Annotated in this window: 11 protein-coding genes, 1 tRNA gene and 1 pseudogene; 5 read left to right on the top strand and 8 right to left on the bottom strand. The window is 34.5% G+C overall.

What is annotated here, in order from left to right; genetic code table 11:
- Window positions 1-49: 49 nt before the first annotated feature.
- A complete protein-coding gene (locus BAR153v2_RS00570) occupies window positions 50-793 on the bottom strand; it encodes a 16S rRNA (uracil(1498)-N(3))-methyltransferase (protein WP_078679855.1) in 744 nt (247 codons plus the stop codon).
- A gap of 484 nt (window positions 794-1,277) precedes the next feature.
- Window positions 1,278-3,158 carry an AsmA family protein gene (locus tag BAR153v2_RS00565; RefSeq protein WP_078679854.1) on the bottom strand — a complete coding sequence of 627 codons (1,881 nt, stop codon included), beginning with the start codon at window positions 3,156-3,158 and terminating at the stop codon, window positions 1,278-1,280.
- 322 nt (window positions 3,159-3,480) lie between these two features.
- Between BAR153v2_RS00565 and folD the strand changes: the two genes are divergently transcribed.
- On the top strand, window positions 3,481-4,380 hold the full coding sequence (folD, locus tag BAR153v2_RS00560) for a bifunctional methylenetetrahydrofolate dehydrogenase/methenyltetrahydrofolate cyclohydrolase FolD (protein WP_078679853.1): 900 nt from the start codon (window positions 3,481-3,483) through the stop codon (window positions 4,378-4,380).
- 338 nt (window positions 4,381-4,718) lie between these two features.
- Here the strand turns inward: folD and pgl are convergent, their stop codons facing one another.
- The 5 genes and pseudogenes from pgl to BAR153v2_RS00535 form a co-directional block, all read right to left on the bottom strand.
- Entirely contained in the window at window positions 4,719-5,456 is a 738-nt protein-coding gene (gene pgl / locus BAR153v2_RS00555) for a 6-phosphogluconolactonase (RefSeq protein WP_078679852.1), read from the bottom strand.
- Between the two features lie 578 nt (window positions 5,457-6,034).
- Window positions 6,035-7,317 (bottom strand): annotated as a pseudogene (locus tag BAR153v2_RS00550) (NAD(P)/FAD-dependent oxidoreductase).
- An 11-nt stretch (window positions 7,318-7,328) separates the two neighbouring features.
- Window positions 7,329-8,756: a glutamine synthetase family protein gene (locus tag BAR153v2_RS00545; RefSeq protein ID WP_078680907.1), complete on the bottom strand. Its 1,428-nt coding sequence runs from the start codon at window positions 8,754-8,756 to the stop codon at window positions 7,329-7,331.
- Between the two features lie 175 nt (window positions 8,757-8,931).
- A tRNA-His gene (locus BAR153v2_RS00540) sits at window positions 8,932-9,008 on the bottom strand.
- Between the two features lie 102 nt (window positions 9,009-9,110).
- Complete coding sequence (locus BAR153v2_RS00535; RefSeq protein WP_078679851.1) at window positions 9,111-10,199, bottom strand: quinone-dependent dihydroorotate dehydrogenase; 1,089 nt, start codon at window positions 10,197-10,199, stop codon at window positions 9,111-9,113.
- Window positions 10,200-10,635: 436 nt separating this feature from the next.
- On the opposite strand from BAR153v2_RS00535, the gene mscL reads away from it, so the two are divergent.
- Window positions 10,636-11,049, top strand: a complete 414-nt coding sequence (mscL, locus tag BAR153v2_RS00530; RefSeq protein ID WP_078679850.1) for a large conductance mechanosensitive channel protein MscL — start codon at window positions 10,636-10,638, stop codon at window positions 11,047-11,049.
- Window positions 11,050-11,512: 463 nt separating this feature from the next.
- On the opposite strand, the gene BAR153v2_RS00525 is transcribed toward mscL, so the two are convergent.
- Window positions 11,513-14,098: a DNA translocase FtsK gene (locus tag BAR153v2_RS00525; protein ID WP_078679849.1), complete on the bottom strand. Its 2,586-nt coding sequence runs from the start codon at window positions 14,096-14,098 to the stop codon at window positions 11,513-11,515.
- Window positions 14,099-14,365: 267 nt separating this feature from the next.
- On the opposite strand from BAR153v2_RS00525, the gene BAR153v2_RS00520 reads away from it, so the two are divergent.
- The 3 genes from BAR153v2_RS00520 to rpoH all read left to right on the top strand — a co-directional run bounded on the left by BAR153v2_RS00520 (window position 14,366) and on the right by rpoH (window position 17,911).
- Window positions 14,366-15,796 (top strand): aldehyde dehydrogenase family protein, encoded by a 1,431-nt coding sequence (locus BAR153v2_RS00520; RefSeq protein WP_078679848.1) that lies wholly within the window; start codon window positions 14,366-14,368, stop codon window positions 15,794-15,796.
- 37 nt (window positions 15,797-15,833) lie between these two features.
- The gene (locus BAR153v2_RS00515) at window positions 15,834-16,835 is read left to right on the top strand and encodes an RluA family pseudouridine synthase (protein ID WP_078679847.1); all 1,002 of its coding nucleotides are present in this window, start codon (window positions 15,834-15,836) and stop codon (window positions 16,833-16,835) included.
- A gap of 158 nt (window positions 16,836-16,993) precedes the next feature.
- Window positions 16,994-17,911: an RNA polymerase sigma factor RpoH gene (gene rpoH, locus BAR153v2_RS00510; protein WP_078679846.1), complete on the top strand. Its 918-nt coding sequence runs from the start codon at window positions 16,994-16,996 to the stop codon at window positions 17,909-17,911.
- Window positions 17,912-17,952: the final 41 nt, after the last annotated feature.

Genomic DNA, 17,952 nt, shown 5'->3' with positions numbered 1-17,952 from the left:
TATTAAGTATGCTATTAAATGAATTGTTTTGGATGATATTGCAAGTGTCTTAACCAATTAACCAATCTCCCATCGTAGCATTAACAAGAGTTAATGCAGCAACAGCTGCAGTGTCAGCACGCAAAATGCGTGGGCCTAATGATACAGAAAACACAAAAGGATATTTCTTCAAAAAAACTCGCTCCTCTTCACTAAACCCACCTTCTGGACCAATAAGAACACCCAGCGGATTTGTTCCATGTTTTTTAAAAAGAGAAATTGGATTATAGGATTCGTTCAACTCATCACAAAAAAATAAAGCACGCGTTTTATCCCAATTTTCTAAAAATGTTTCTAATGATACCGCAGGTGCACATTTTGGCAAAGATAAAATACCACATTGTTCAGAGGCTTCTATAATATTAGCCTCTATACGCGCCATATTAATACGAGTAACTTGTGTATGCTGCGTTATAACAGGATATAAAACAGATACCCCCATTTCTACAGCTTTTTGTATCATATAATCCAAACGCATATGCTTAAGGGGGGCAAAACAATAAAAAAGATCCGAATGTGTCGTCTGTGGCCTTTCCTGATGAATAAGGCGAGCTACCACAATTTTTTTTTTAATAAAAATAAGCTTGGCAAGCCATTCACCATCCTGCCCGTTAAAAAGCAAAATCTCAGTGCCTTCTTTCATACGCAAAACATGTACAAGATAAGAAGCTTGTTGACCCTCTATTACTATTTCTTCGTTTAAAGCCAATAATTGTCGAACAAATAGCCTTTTTAATTTATAATTTGCACGCATAAAAAGCTTGTACCAGAGCTTTTTAGAATCGTCAAAAGAATGCAGCAACAAAGAACAATCAACAGAAAAATAAAATCTATAAAACTAAATTACGAAAGAAAGATAGAATTTTTTTTACTTTTATCAGATATAGCTGGAACAAATAGAATGTTAAACAACTTTTAATTTCATAAAAATTCATAATTAATAATACACAGTATTATACTTAATAGCTTACCTTATAATTGGAGAAAAATATGTCTATTCAAAAAGCTACAATTATCACTATTACCTCAATTCTAATCTTTATTCTAGTTACTATAGGAATTAGCTCAGTTGGAGCAGATGAGAATTGTGTAATTATCCAAGATGGCTACTGTATTTCTACTCACTTCAATAAACATACACCAGCATAAATACATACACATAAGCATATTCTTAGAACTTTATATAAGACAATATTTCCTAAAAATTCTCTACGTTACCACTAATAATGAAAAAAATACTAGTTTTCATTAATATTTTTCTTGACGAAAAAATTGCCGAAAATTTTCTCTGTAGGACTGAATGAAAAAATTAAAGGTCGTTCAAGACTATTAGTGAGACACTCGATATCTTTGCATATAGTCTCTGAACGATTATTTTTCTGTAATTTTGCCCGTAATATAACATCATTCTGTCCATTCTTAGTATCAAAAATTTCTATTGCTCTATGAATAAACAAATTCCAATCTGTAGTATGCATTAATGCTTCTGTTACAAATATTGTACCATCTGAAAATTTCGCTTTAATATCCAAACGATCAAAATCTGTTGAATGCTTCTGATTATGCATTAAAAGAAACTGTTCATTTTTTGACAATTTATTTTGTAAATCATTCAGATTATATCCTATCACTTGACCAGAGAACATATTCAATGTTAACTGCCCTTGCATCTGAGTAAGCATTTTTGACCAACAACTAGGAAACGTCTGTATTGTCATAATAAAATTGGTTTTTGCTTGTACAAATGGAGTAAGTCCTAAACCTAATAAAACGGTCTGTGCATCAACAGAAGTACCTGAAGCGCTTACCTTAATATGTGTTTTTTTATTATCTGGAATAATCTGGATATTGCTTTGAATAGAACCACCAAAAATGTTCACGTTTCCAAGATCAAAAATGCCATATCCGTTTTTAATTTGTATTGCAGCTGCCAAATCAGCAAGTGCAATACTACCTATTTTCGCTTGTGACGCTGAAAGCCGTATATCCAACCCTATCTGATTTAAAAAAGCTAGATTAAAAAATTCATTTTCCTGTTTAGAACAAAAAAATAATGATTTCATAATGTTAAAATCAAGCTTATCAAAACCTAAAGATCCAATAAGAATAGGTACACGATTTTTAAAATCAAATTCTAAAGCTCCACGCGCATTTGCTGTACCCATCATCAATATAACATTGTTCATTCGAATACGCGCTGGCTGTGCTAAAAAATGAGATTCCCACACAATAGGTATTTTCAATTCATGCCCCCAAAACTGATTGCCACCGATCCATGCTACTGTCTGATCCCAACCGGGGGAACGTAGTGAAACCTTTCCATCAAAAATATAATATTCAGATAACCTTGCCTGTCCTTCAAATGTTATACCACCACGCACAGAATTAAAACTTATCTTAAGTAAGCTTTTACCTCCTGCCAAAAGAAACAAAGCCTGATCAGCATTAATTAATAATTCCGTTAGTTCTCCATGCCAACGGGCTTTGGCATGAAACTGCAATGCCTGTGTTAATCCAGGCCAATCTATCGATGCATTTAACTCTGTTATTTGTTCCATTACACTAGAAACACCGTCACGATACATCAGCGTACCATTTTCAATAATAATACGCCCAAAAGGCTGATTTAAAAGGCTTGCTACATCTGGATTATCAGGATTATGCTTAATAACTTCACGAGCATTCTGTATTGCCAAGCCTAATGCACCTTGCGACCGCAAAAGTGTATCAAAAAAATCAGATACTGTTTTAACAGGTTTATCCATAACAAATTTGGGATACATAATTCGCGTTTCTGAAAAAGAAATATGTCCCCAAAGAAGAGAAACTAAAGAAAGATCAACTTCTATTGATTCTACTTCCATTAAAGGTGCAATATTTTCAATTTTTGGCGTTAAAGTAACTCCTGAAAGAAACGCTTTTGGATAAGGAAAAATTTTTAATCTTGGAGGATCGCGTAATTGAACATTATAGCCAGTCCATACACTTAAATCCTGTGCTAAACGGATACGAATCGCATCTGTTGATACAATATAGGGCAAAATAATAACAGCAGCCCCACCTAAAAAAACAATTGCGATAAAAATCCCACTTAAAAATTTTATTATTTTAATGCACACAATTTTCCTCTAAGCTCTCATTCTTAACACAAACTAAAATCAAATATAACGAAGTGCAGAAAGATTTTTATGCTCTTAAAGTCTATTATACATATTAACAGTTCAATTATTTCCACTTTTATCGAAATTTTATTGGAACAGCGATATCATTACCTTTTCAGCAAACAATTTATTTTTAAATATCTTCAAAGTATTTTTAAAATATATAAGAACCATTTCACTGCCTTTTTTTATCCTAACTTAAGTATTGTTATAAACTCTATTTCATTATCAGCAAATGCTTTATATAAAGCCAAACAGCCTTATCGAAAGGATTCCTTTTATGGATAATATTATTGACGGGAAAAAACTTGCCGAAGACATTCTGGTTAAAGTTAAAAATGAAACAAAAAAACTCTACGATAATCATAAAATACAACCTGGTATCGCTGTTATTATTGTAGGAGATGATCCTGCAAGCCAAATTTATGTATCATCAAAAAGTAAAAAAGCTGAAGAGTGTGGCTTCTTTTCAATCAAACATGTCTTTTCCAAAGAAACACAAGAAAAAGATCTCCTCCAACTTATCGAAACGTTAAATTCTGATCCTAAAATCCACGGCATTTTGGTGCAACTCCCTCTTCCTGCTCATATCCATACAAACAATGTAATGCAAAATATTGCTTTCCAGAAAGACGTTGATGGTTTCCACTATATAAATATAGGAAAACTCACAGCAAATGTCTTTGAAGATACAATAGTCCCTTGCACACCAGCTGGTATTATGATGATGATCCAACAAAAATGTGGCAAAGATTTATCTGGTCTGGATGCTGTCATCGTCGGACGCTCTAATATTGTTGGTAAACCCATGGCAGCCCTCTTAACAGCAGCCAATGCTACAGTAACGATTGCACATAGTCGTACCCGTGATCTTGATGAAATATGCCGTAGTGCTGATATTTTAGTAGTAGCTGTTGGTCACCCCAAGATGATTAAAAAAGAATGGGTCAAAAAAGGAGCTATTATTATCGATGTTGGTATTAATCGAATTGCAACATCAAAAACAGACAAAACAACGACCTATATTGTTGGCGATGTTGATTTTGAAGAAGTTAAGGAAAAAGCCGCGGCTATCACCCCTGTACCAGGAGGTGTTGGTCCTATGACTATTGCCATGCTTATGGTTAATACACTTAAAGCTGCCGCCCGAGCCCACAAATTACCTGTACCAGAATTCTAAAAATTGTACGTACCTTCATTACATGAATGATAAATTATTTCTTTTATATTTTAATAACATCATAATAGAAAATATTTCTTAAGCTGTGCAACGCGTTAATTAACATATAACAGCAGACATATTCGATATTATATTCATTATTAAAAGGTCTAGTAATATGTTTCATTCCGGTGCTCCATTATCTTTTATCTACAATCATTTATAATGAAACCCTCCTAATTCGCACATCTCTTAGCAATTTATTACCATAGCAATTGTCTCCAAAAAATTATCTCAATTTCTTATTAATTTGCCCATTTAATTATGAGAAAGAGCATTCCATTCCTAAAATACTTTCATTACTTTTTTGCTTCTTGTACTTCATTTTCTGCAGGAGACCAATAAACTTGAACGAGATGCTGTGCGTGATGTAAAACTGCTCTGATAGGCATTTCCATTTTAGATCCATTTCGACAAGCTTCTTCGAAACAAGCGTATTTTTGAAATCCTTCAAAATGAAGAGCAATAAAACGAGATTGAATTATAACCGGCAAAGTCAATGTCAATCTTGGCTCAGCAACACTCTTTGCATAAATAGGTAAAACAAGCGCTTGTGATTGTAAGTCAAGTGCTTGCTCCAAACGATCACTATTTGGAAAAAAAGAAGCAGTATGTCCATCAATACCCATTCCTAAAACAATAACGTCAAACGGCATAGGCAAGGTATTCACACGATTAGCAGCTGAAAAAGCAGCAAGCTCAGCAGTTACTGCTTTATGATAAAGCCCTACAAAACGCGCTTTAGAAGCAAAATTTTGTAATAAATGGTGCCTCACACAATATTCATTTGAACGCTCATCGCTAACAGATACAAAACGTTCATCAACCAAAGTTATAATGATATTTTGCCAATCAATATCAACTTTTGACAAATAATGAAAAAACAGTTCTGATGTCTTCCCACCAGAAACAGCTAAAACTGCTTGTTTACGCTCAAGAATAGAAACGCTAAGCTCTGCTGCAACCCTATCCGTTAATGCTAATGCTAAAGTAGAAGGTGTTTCAAAATTTAAACGGTTGATATTCATTTCATACATAATTATCGCCCCAAATAATTTATTCTATGCGCACCTATCACGTTCATTCAAAACAGTTAAAACAAACATCCTCTCAATAAACCAGAATTATGCTAATGCATAGAGGGTTTAATTGTCTTCCATTCTTTAAGAATTGGATCAATCCAACATCCAAAAATTTCATCACAATGCACAAACAATGCTTTATTTGCACATAGCGCCAACAAATAAGTATTCAAAAGTACTAAAAATTATTCTCAGAGAACACATCTGAAAATTCAAATCTCATGATATAAAAAAACTAAAGATTTGTTGAAACTGAAGCCTCCTTTATCAAATAATGGATAAGTAATTAACCAATTAGACTTTTTTCTACATTCATATTAAAAATATTATGAAAAATAAGTTTTAAAATCACAAAAAATTCAGGCATATTCTTATCCATCGATAAATAAAAAATTGTTCTCGTCGATGAAAAATTATCAATCATAATCTTACAAACTATAATATTTCTCTATCACCTACCTCTTTAACCTATGCTACAAAGCAAATAGATGCAAAATAATTCATTAACTTTCCTCATTTCAAATCATGACTAATTAAAAATGGTCCATCAACGAAAACCAATTCATGGCTAAAAGTATAAGTGGATAACGCAAAAATTTTCCACCTGGAAAAGAAGAAATTTTTAAATCTTGAAAATATGCAAAACGCTCATGCTTTCCAGATAACCATTCAGCATATAATTTCCCTATAAAGGGAGCTAGCATAACCCCATGTCCTGAATATCCACCACAATAAGTAACACCTGGCATAATTTGGCGAACATAGGGCATACGTTCAACTGTAATTGCTACTGTTGCTCCCCAACAATGTGTCAAATTTATAAACCGTAATTGAGGATAAATTTCAATAATTTGTCGATATATACGCTCATTTAGGTTAGTCGGATACTGATGATCATAACTTTCTACCCCCCAAATAATAAGCGATTATCAATACTTTTGCGAAAATAACGAACCATAAAACGAGAATCATCCACTGCTTCACCATTTGAAAGAATCGAACTATGCTTTGGTAACGGCTCAGTTGCTCCAATATATGAGCGAATAGAAACAATATTTTTCTCAACGAAATGCTGAAGTCCAAGTTTATAGGCATTGGTTGCTAATAAAACATTCTCAGCCTTAATATTCGCCCGCTCTGTTATTACTACATACTGATTTCCCTTTCGCTCTATTCCTGTTATTTGTGTTTTTTCATAAAGTTTAGCACCAGCCTTTTTTGCTTTTTTTGCTAACCAAACAACAAATTTCAAAGGATTGATATGACCAGTTTCTGCATCATAGAGACCAGCGTGATAAAAAGATGAGCCAAGTCGCTCAGCGGTTTCATTTTTATTCATAAAAGTAAGACCAGAGTAACCATAACGCTGCAATGTCTCAACATGTTGCTGATAAGCTATAATTTTACGTTTTTTATGAATAACTGAAAGCTGCCCTATCATAAAATCAATCTTACAGTCAGGTCTAATACACCAAGATAAAATATCTCTTTTAGCTTCTTCAGCTAAATCAAACAGTGCTTTACTTCGTTCAAAACCATATTTTTTCTCTAACGTTTCTACCCATTGCCGTTGCCCTGTTCCCAATTGCCCTCCATTGCGTCCAGAAGCTCCATCGCCAAAACGCAAAGCCTCACATAAAATAACACTAACTCCATTTTTAGCTAAGTGATAAGCAGCTGAAAGCCCCGTAAAGCCACCTCCAATAATAACCACATCACACTGTGCTTGTTCATCAACGAATGGATACGAAGGACGTTCTTCTAAAGTATCTTCATACCAAGAATCTCCAGGAGAAATGGAATTATAATCGCTCATAGTAGAAATACTTAAACATTCAGCAGAAGATATTCACGCTCCCACGAACTAATAACTTCCATAAAAATTTCAAATTCTTGTCGTTTAATAGCAGCGTAAGTGCTCACAAATGTATCTCCTAAAATAGCACGTAATTCTTTATCTTGTTCAAATAAATTAACAGCTTCAATGAGGCCACGTGGTAATTCAATATTATAAGAATTTACAGTTTTTGTTGTTGGTTTATCTGGCTCAAGTTTTTGTTGCAAACCAATGAGACCACAAGCCAAAGAAGCTGCAAGTGCCAAATAAGGATTAGTATCTGATGAAGGAATTCTATTCTCAACACGCCGTCCCTGTGGAACAGAACGTGGCACACGAAAAGCTGTTGTACGATTATCATATCCCCATCGCAAATTAACCGGTGCTGAGATTCCAGGCATGAGACGTCGGTAAGAATTAACATAAGGAGCAAGCATAACAAGAGCTGCTGCCATATGTCTTTGTAATCCACCAATAAAGTAGTGAAAATATATACTTTCTCCGCCATCTTTTTCTGTAAAAATATTCGCACCTGTTTCTTGATCTATAACAGATTGATGAATATGCATAGCAGACCCTGGCTGCCCCTGGATAGGCTTTGCCATAAACGTTGCATACATGTCATGTTTCAGTGCTGCCTCACGGATAGTTCTTTTAAACATAAAAACTTGATCAGCTAATTCAATAGGATCCCCATGACGTAAATTAATTTCAAATTGGCTTGCTCCTTCTTCATGAATAAGTGTATCAATTTCTAGTCCTTGCGCTCCTGAAAAATGATAAATATCATCAATTACCTCATCAAATTCATTCACACCAGCAATCGAATACCCCTGTCCTCCTCCAATTGCACGCCCAGAACGACCAACTGGAGATACCAAAGGATAATCAGGATCGGGATTCTTTTGCACAAAATAAAATTCAATTTCTGGTGCAACAACTGGCTTTAAACCCATCTGAGTATAAAAATCAACCACTATTTTCAAAACATTACGCGGTGTATACTCAACAGTCTGTCCATTTTGATAGATAATATCACAAATCACTTGTGCTGTAGGAGCCTCTTCCCACGGTACAATAGTCAATGTAGAAAGATCAGGCTCAAGGCGTAAATCACCATCTGCTTTTGGGTATTCAAAACCATTGCCATCTTCAGGATAATTTCCTGAAATTGTTGACATAAAAACAGATGAAGGTAACGCTAATGATGTATCTGATGTGAACTTTTTAGAAAGCATCATCTTGCCACGTGCTACCCCTGCCTGATCGGGTGTAATACACTCGATATCTTCTACGTTTCGGAATGCAAGCCATTGCGAAACTTGCTCCCAATCTTTTACACCACGTAAATTTTTGAGAAAATCAGAAATAGACTTACAATTTTTGTTCTTCATCTGTTTATCATTTTTCACAGTCATAACACGCCAATTCAAGAAAAATTAAGCTCTCTTTGTTATAACATCATTTTATATAATCTATTATGCAAAAATCGCTCAGCTTAATTTTTATTTAAAGAATGTAATAACGTTTATCAAGATAAACACACCTAACGGTTTTCCAAAATACCGTTTAATTTACTAAAATAGCGTGAGATGGTACGGTTGGTGGGATTTGAACCTACGACCTCTGGTGCCACAAACCAGCGCTCTAACCAGCTGAGCTACAACCGCATAAATACTTACTTTTTGTTTGTGTGACATACGGAAGATCAAAAGAGTTTGCAAGTCTCTTTAAAAAAAACTTACACTTTTTATTAAAAAACAACAATTTTATTATAAAGAAAGTGCGCATTTTGCCCAATTGTCAACATGATAATCACGATAAGCTTTTATATTATCAGTACCATCTTGCTGCATCAACTGCAAAATTTCTTTCATAATGGTCACAGCAATATTTGGTCCTTCATAAATCATTCCACTATAAATTTGTATCAAGTCTGCACCAGCTTTAACTTTTTCCAAAGCTGTTTGTGCATCTCTCACACCACCAACACCAATGATTGCAATATTTTTTCCTAATTTTTTACGCATTTTTGCAAGAACAATAGTAGAACGTTCAAATAATGGGTGCCCTGATAGCCCACCTTCTTCAGTAGCCCATCTGTTATCCGTGAGTCCTCGACGAGAAAGAGTCGTGTTAGAAATAATTAAACCATCAAAATCAGAAGCACTTATTTCTTGAGCTACATCATCCAATTCCTTCTCCGTCAAATCAGGAGAAATTTTCAAAAAAATTGGAATAGAGAATCCATGTTTTTCCTTTTGTTCGCTGCGTGCTTGCGAAATTGCCTGAATCAAAAAACGCAAGCTATCACGTATCTGTAAATTACGTAAGCCTGGTGTATTAGGAGAAGAAACATTAAGCGCAAAATAATCAGCAACATTGTAAAAGTAAGAAATACCAGAAACATAATCATCAATCCTATTTACTGTATCCTTATTCGCACCAATATTGACTCCTACAATACCAACTCGTTTACGCGCACAAAGCTTACGATAAACAATTTGATACCCGTCATTATTAAAGCCCATTCTATTAATAATAGCTTCATCTTCTATCAAGCGGAAAAGCCGTGGTTTTGGATTTCCAACTTGTGGTTTTGGTGTAATTGTACCAATTTCAGTAAAACCAAACCCTAAGCGTAAAATAGAATCTACAACTTCTGCATTTTTATCAAAACCTGCAGCAAGACCAATAAAATTTTCAAATGCAAGTCCTAAAATATTGACACATAAGCGCTTATCAAAAATCTTTTGACAACAACCCAATCCACTTTTTAGTCCAGAAATAGCTAAACGATGCGCGCGCTCTGGATCTAACATAAATAAAGCGGAACGACCAATACAACGAAAAAAACTCATGAAACTGCCTTTATACGATAAAATCTATCTTTTGCATTTTATTGAAATTTTTGCACATCAAAAACCACCAATAAAGATAAAATAGCATATAAATGATGAAATAAATTTCTATAGTACAAAAATGTACAATATCACTAAGTGATTAACTTTACTCTATAATTATTGGAAAAAAGTCAGATAAATCACTGGGATGAGTTTATACATCTCACATATTTTCATAATTCATGATTTTATAGCTATTTTAATATAAAATACCTTTAATATTAACCTAAAATGAAACATTCATTAGAGAATTTTCATTTATCATAAGAATTTTGTAAAATATTGTTGATATTTATATTATAATTGATCAAGAAAATTAAAATTACTCTTTTCTTTTTTATTAAAAGCGATAGTTAAAATTGTTATACATCGCAGATATAAATAGGAAAAAACAATGCTTAAAGAATTCAAAGAATTTGCTCTAAAAGGAAATATGATTGATTTAGCTATCGGTGTCATTATAGGAGGCGCTTTTGGTGGTCTAATTAATTCAATTGTTAACGATATTTTTATGCCAGTAATTGGTCTTATCACAGGTGGTATTGACTTCTCTAATATGTTTATTCAACTCGCTGGTGAAAAAAAAGCGACCCTACATGCTGCGAAAGAAGCAGGTGCAACCATTAGCTACGGAAATTTTATAACACTTCTTATCAATTTTCTGATTATTGCTTGGATTCTTTTCCTTTTTGTCAAGGGAACCAATAAAATTCGCCGCCAACAAAAAGAAGCAGAAAATCCAACAGACATGTCTCTTGAAGAGAAACTTTTAACAGAAATCCGAGACCTATTAGCCAATAAAAAATAAGTTCACACACATAGCTTTAATCATGGAATACAAAAACAATAATTTCTATCTTTGTTCCTACCTTTATTCCGTGATTAAGTTTTAAAAATAATAAGTTTGGCTCCCGATCCCTTCTAACACTAAACTAATGAACCCTAAGCCAGTTTCCATAAATATACTGTAACAATAGCTCTACCTATCTATTTAATCATAAAGCTGAATTGTTCGTACAATTTCTTTATCATCTCTATTGTTAACCGTTATATCTCATTACATTTTGAAGTACGTTTTTTTCTCTATAAGAATAAATGGATAACGAGTTATTGAACTGAAATCTTCAAATAATCTTTTTGCTCTGTCACTCTTTATTTAATCTTATGAATATTCACAATTAAAAAATAAGCACGGAATTATGCTCGTGCTTTTAAAAATGAGCATTTGGCTTCTAATATAGATCTGATAGTTATAGGTTTTAATATTGTCTTTAATTGCACTTACCAAGCAAAATTTCACGTTTCCCTACATGATTGGCTGCCCCAACAATACCCTCCTCTTCCATTCTTTCTACAAGAGAAGCTGCTTTATTATAACCGATCGCAAGACGACGCTGAATATAAGATGTTGAACATTTTTTATCACGCAATACAATTTTAACCGCTTGTCCATAAAGCTCTTCACCATCTTCGCTAGAACTTCCTACTGAAACAATTTCAGAAACAGAATCAGCAATTTCAGCATCGTTATCATTCTCCTCACCATCCGTTACTGTTGCTAAATAATCAGGTTTTCCCTGCTTTTTAAGATGTGCAACAACTGCCTCTACTTCTTTATCAGAAACAAAAGGTCCATGTACACGCACAATACGACCACCACCAGCCATATGAAGCATATCTCCCTGCCCTAAAAGGGTTTCAGCACCTTGTTCACCTAAAATTGTACGACTATCAATTTTCGATGTAACTTGAAAAGAAATGCGGGTAGGAAAATTTGCCTTAATTGTGCCTGTAATCACATCCACAGAAGGACGTTGCGTAGCCATAATGAGATGAATACCAGCAGCCCGAGCCATTTGTGCTAAACGTTGAATAGCACCTTCAATCTCTTTACCAGCCACCATCATGAGATCCGCCATTTCATCAACAATAACTACAATATAAGGCAACTGTTTCAAATCCATAGTTTCTTCGTGATAAAGTATTTCTCCGCTTTCCTTATCAAAGCCGGACTGTACAGTACACATAATTGTTTCATCTTTTTCCACAGCGAGTGCAATCCGTGCATTAAAACCATCAATATTACGCACACCCAATTTAGCCATTTTTCGGTAACGCTCTTCCATTTCACGAACCACCCATTTTAAAGCCGTCACAGCTTTTTTGGGATCAGTTACAACAGGTGTTAGAAGATGTGGAATACCATCATAAATAGAAAGTTCCAGCATTTTAGGATCAACCATAATCAAACGACATTGTTCTGGTGAAAGTCGATAAAGAATCGACAAAATCATTGTATTAATAGCAACTGACTTTCCTGATCCTGTCGTTCCAGCAACTAACAAATGGGGCATTTTTGCCAATTCTGCTGTTACAGGATCACCATTAATCCCTTTCCCTAAAGCAAGAGCTAATTTAAATTCACTATTACTAAAAGTACTTGATTGAATTAATTCGCGCAAATAAACAGTCTCACGAACTGTATTTGGCAATTCAATTCCAATAACATTCCGTCCAGGAATCACAGCAACACGAGCAGAAATAGCAGACATAGAACGAGCAATATCATCAGAAAGACCAATAACTCGCGATGACTTAACCCCAGCAGCTGGTTCAAATTCGTACATTGTCACTACTGGCCCTGGGCGCACATGAATAATTTCACCCTTAATGCCAAAATCCTCTAAAACGCTTTCCAAAAGCCCTGCACTACACTCCAATGTTTCTTGCGAAATAATTGTACCTTCTTGAAAAACAGGCTCTTGCAATAAATCAATTGGAGGAAATTCATAAGCATCGCAGTTTACAGAATGAAAACTTGGTACAAAAGCTGTATCACGACCACGAAACGGTATACTCGCAGTTTTCTGTTCACTTTCTTTTTTTATCATTAGAGAAACATCTACTGTATTCTCTCTTGCCGTTATGCAATCAATAACATGAAGTGAGTCATTATGCACTAAAGTATCCGTTATATTGTTTATTTCATGAATAGATTCTTCAATAACAGACAAATCTTGTCTCTTTACAACTTCTTTATTATCTTCGTCCTTCAAAAAAGATTCAACGTGACACATTTGAATCTCTTGAACAACTTCACTTTCCGCACAATTCATATCAAAAGCTTTCTCAGAATCCTTTATCTCTTCTGTTGGATCTTTTGATAAACTTATATTACAAAACTGAGGATAACGACATTCAAGCACACGATAAAAAGCAGTAATTGATTCATCAATGACAGAATCAGTCTCTAATAAATCTTCATTATGAATAAAATTAACTGATATTTCTTCTCTTGAAGCCTTCCGATTAATTTTTTCTAATGTAAAAGAATCACACTCAAAAAATGCATCATCAGATAGATAATTAGATAGATACAATGTATGATCTGTTTTTTGGGTTATATTTTCTACTTCTATCAAAGATGAATGATGTGCTCTATTTTCTTCAATTGGTGTAACCATAGTCTGTTGTATAAATTGCTTAAAAGCAGCTGAAGAATAAAGCGATGCTTTCTTTTCAGACAATGAAATATTTATTTCATTCTCTGTCAATTGAGGTTCCATTGCTACTCCATCCAATTTTCTCATATTTGTAAGTCTTTGCTGCTTTTTCTCTGCAAAACCTTTAAATTGTTTTGCAAAAATCGGATCTGTTTCTATACGACGACGTAAAATCTCCACTTCTGGTGTTCGAGTGAAACGTACGTTCTTCCCAAGAGAAAATGCTTTTTTCCACACCGTAGGATAAGAAAGTATTTCAACAATATTAGCTGATGAATTTTTTTTTGATACATCTTCTGCACTTTTATCAGCAGGAAAAGACGTAGAAATAGATTTTTTTTCCAAATGACGCATGATACCAAACAAATTATAGAAATGAGAATAACTATTTTACAATGAAAATACATAAATGTTATATTATGAAGGTTAATAACCTTTTGCCAACCATCAATTTTTTAAATTCGAAATAAAAAAATTTAATTAAAGAAAAATACAATCACTGATATGGTAGTGTGGTATTATTTCTTTACTTTAAACCCGTTCGCATTTCAGTGAAGAGCCTCTTGTTACAAAAGCAACCTGTACTCTGCAATTTGCAAACAAAGAAATGGTAAATAGATTATGCTAAATAAGAGACAATTTTATATCAACGGTCTATGGGAAAGCCCGAGTACAAACAATGATCTTCATGTTATTAACCCATCAACAGAAGAAATCTGTGCTGTTATCAGTATTGGGAATATCAAAGATGTAGATAAAGCAATTACTGCTGCCAAAAATGCTTTTCAAAATTGGAAAACAACTACACCAGAGCAACGTCTTGCCTTTATTGAAAAAATTTTAGAAATTTATGAAAAACGCTCCGAAAATATCGCTAAAACTATTTCAATGGAAATGGGTGCGCCTATTGATATGGCGCGAAATTCTCAAACTGCTGCCGGTAGCTATCATATTCGCAATTTTATTAAAGCTTTCAAAGATTTTTCTTTTCAACAAGTTTTAGTAAAAGACTATAACCATGCAATCTTGCAATACGATCCTATTGGTGTCGTCGGATTGATCACACCATGGAATTGGCCTATGAATCAAATAACTTTAAAAGTCATTCCTGCGTTATTGGCTGGCTGTACTATGATCTTAAAGCCCTCTGAACTTGCTCCTCTTTCTGCAATGCTTTTCGCTGAAATTTTAGATGAAGCTGCTTTACCTGCTGGTGTTTTTAATTTAATCAACGGTGATGGAGCCAACGTAGGCTCTTATTTATCTTCACATCCAGATTTAGAAATGATCAGTTTCACGGGCTCAACAAGAGCAGGAAAAGCTATTTCTAAAAATGCTAGTGATACTTTAAAACGCGTCTGCTTAGAACTGGGAGGCAAGGGGGCTAATCTTATTTTTGCTGATGCTGATGCTGATGCTCTTCAACGTGGTGTAAACAACTGTTTTCATAATAGTGGGCAAAGCTGCAATGCACCAACACGTATGCTTGTGGAACATTCGATCTATAATAAAGCTATAACAATAGCACAACATATTGCTGAAAAAACAATGGTAGGATTAAGTTGTCAATCAGGGGATCACATTGGTCCCGTTGTATCAAAACAACAATACGATAAAATTCAAGCCCTTATCCAATCTGGAATCGACGAAGGAGCAATTCTCGTTGCTGGTGGCACAGGTCTTCCTATAGGTATGAAAAGGGGCTATTATGTACGACCAACAGTCTTCGCTGATGTAAAACCACATATGCGTATTTTCCGAGAAGAAATATTCGGTCCAGTTCTTTCAATTATTCCCTTTAATACAGAGGAAGAAGCTGTAACCTTAGCCAATGATACAAAATATGGCCTCACCAATTATATACAATCACAAGATAGAAATAGATGTCAACGTATTGCTGCACAACTACGTTCTGGTATGGTAGAAATTAACGGATACGATTTGCCTGATGGCAGCTATTTTGGGGGTGTAAAACAATCTGGACGCGCTCGTGAAGGTGGACGTTGGGGAATTGAAGAATTTTTAGATACCAAAGCGATTTCATATTGGTAAAAGAATCCCATAAAAATCTCAAAAAAGGGATCATGTAGTGGCACAACACATAACAAATGAAAATGCATGTGGACAACGAATTGATCAATGGCTTGCTAAACAATATAAAGAAGAATTATCACGTTCACGTTTGCAAACTCTAATCCGCGAGGGTTATTTAAAAATTGATGGTCAATTAATAAAAGAACCAAAAATAAAATTAAAATCTAATCAAATAATCGAATTGACAATACCTACTCCTAACGACGCACGACCTCAAGGTGAGGCTCTAGCTCTTGATATTTTATTTGAAGATAATCATGTTATTGTTATTAATAAACCAGCCGGTCTTGTTGTTCATCCCGGGAATGGTAATTGGACAGGTACCTTAGTAAACGCACTTATTTATCATTGTAGCGATAGTTTATCTGGTATCGGAGGTATTAAACGTCCTGGTATTGTTCATCGTCTTGATAAAGACACAAGCGGTGTTATGGTTATTGCTAAAAACGACCTTGCTCATAGAAATCTTAATGCCCAATTTGCTGATCATGGACGAACCAGCGCATTAGACCGACGTTACCATGCTGTCATTTGGGGTTCTCCTAATCGCAATATTGTGACAATTGATACATTCCTTGCCCGTTCTTCCCGTGATCGAACAAAGCGCAGTGTCGTTCATAGTGAACACGCTCATGCTCGTCGTGCTATTACGCATTTTTCTTTATTAGAGAAATACGGAGCTTGTAATGACGCAACATCTTTAGCTAGTCTTCTGGAATGTCGTCTAGAAACTGGACGCACACATCAAATTCGAGTTCATATGGCGCATATTGGCCATCCCCTTATAGGAGATAAAGTATACGGAAATGCTTTTAAAACAAAGTCAAATACTCTTGATCCTGAAATTAAAAATATAATCGATCAGTTCAATCGGCAAGCGCTCCATGCAACTAGCCTTACCTTTGAGCATCCAGCGAACAGAAAAATTATGTCTTTTTCTTCGCCATTTCCCAAAGATCTCACTAATCTTATCAACTCTTTAAAAAAACTTAATTGAAACCTTTAATCATTACAAGATTTTATAATAAAATATCTAGTTTCAAATAAAATTGCAAATTATACTAGTGTAAATAAAGCAAGAAACGTGTTATATATATATAATGTTTGTAAATAAAATTCGCCTTTAAGGGAATTCATGCAAAAGGAGGGTGCTATATGGCCCATATAAATTTACCATCGTTTATAGCAAATGATAATAGCCTGAACCGTTATTTAGAAGAAATCCGCCGTTTTCCAATACTTGAGCCACAAGAAGAATATATGTTAGCTAAGCGTTATCATGAGCATAATGACCCAAAAGCAGCTCATAAATTGGTAACCAGTCATTTACGTCTTGTAGCGAAAATTGCAATAGGATATCGAGGTTATGGTTTACCTATCGGAGAAGTCATTTCAGAAGGAAATATTGGGCTTATGCAAGCTGTTAAGCGTTTCGAACCAGAACGTGGTTTTCGTCTTGCGACTTACGCAATGTGGTGGATTAAAGCATCAATTCAAGAGTATGTTTTACGGTCTTGGAGTTTAGTGAAAATAGGAACAACTGCTAATCAAAAACGTCTTTTTTTCAATCTTCGTAAATTAAAAAACAAATTGCAAATGCTTGATAGTGGTGATCTCAATGCACAACAAGTGAAAGAAATTGCAACACGATTAAAAGTTACAGAAGACGAAGTAGTATCAATGAACCGTCGACTTAGTGGTGATGCTTCTCTTAATGCTCCTCTTCTTACAAATAAAGGTGAAAGTTATGAATGGCAAGATTGGTTGGTTGATGATTCAAATAACCAAGAACAAATTTTGATTGAACAAGATGAATTAGAGAATCGTTATTCCTTGTTAATACAGGCTATGGATAATCTTAATGAACGCGAAAAACGTATCTTTAAAGCACGCCGTTTAAGAGATGAACCACTAACGCTAGAAGAACTCTCGAATGAATTTAATATCAGCAGAGAGCGTGTTAGGCAGATTGAAGCACGTGCATTTGAAAAAGTACAAAATTCCATTAAAATCTCTGCTTTATTCCAGAAGAAAGTACAAAATCGCATTTGTTTGCATAAATCTGAAAAATAAGAGAAACTTGGCATCATAACATATTCGTACTGCGAAATAGA

Origin of the sequence: Bartonella sp. AR 15-3, assembly GCF_002022445.1 — a bacterium.
In the GTDB taxonomy this organism is placed as follows: domain Bacteria; phylum Pseudomonadota; class Alphaproteobacteria; order Rhizobiales; family Rhizobiaceae; genus Bartonella.
The sequence above is the reverse complement of the archived record's forward strand: the minus strand, read 5'-3'. Positions and strand labels throughout refer to the sequence as shown.

What these genes read in the sequence shown, in the direction of transcription:
- pgl (WP_078679852.1), bottom strand. Translation starts at nt 5,456, where the DNA reads ATGTATGAAATGAATATCAACCGTTTAAATTTTGAAACACCTTCTACT.
- BAR153v2_RS00525 (WP_078679849.1), bottom strand. Translation starts at nt 14,098, where the DNA reads ATGCGTCATTTGGAAAAAAAATCTATTTCTACGTCTTTTCCTGCTGAT.
- mscL (WP_078679850.1), top strand. Translation starts at nt 10,636, where the DNA reads ATGCTTAAAGAATTCAAAGAATTTGCTCTAAAAGGAAATATGATTGAT.
- rpoH (WP_078679846.1), top strand. Translation starts at nt 16,994, where the DNA reads ATGGCCCATATAAATTTACCATCGTTTATAGCAAATGATAATAGCCTG.
- BAR153v2_RS00545 (WP_078680907.1), bottom strand. Translation starts at nt 8,756, where the DNA reads ATGACTGTGAAAAATGATAAACAGATGAAGAACAAAAATTGTAAGTCT.
- BAR153v2_RS00570 (WP_078679855.1), bottom strand. Translation starts at nt 793, where the DNA reads ATGCGTGCAAATTATAAATTAAAAAGGCTATTTGTTCGACAATTATTG.
- BAR153v2_RS00535 (WP_078679851.1), bottom strand. Translation starts at nt 10,199, where the DNA reads ATGAGTTTTTTTCGTTGTATTGGTCGTTCCGCTTTATTTATGTTAGAT.
- BAR153v2_RS00520 (WP_078679848.1), top strand. Translation starts at nt 14,366, where the DNA reads ATGCTAAATAAGAGACAATTTTATATCAACGGTCTATGGGAAAGCCCG.
- folD (WP_078679853.1), top strand. Translation starts at nt 3,481, where the DNA reads ATGGATAATATTATTGACGGGAAAAAACTTGCCGAAGACATTCTGGTT.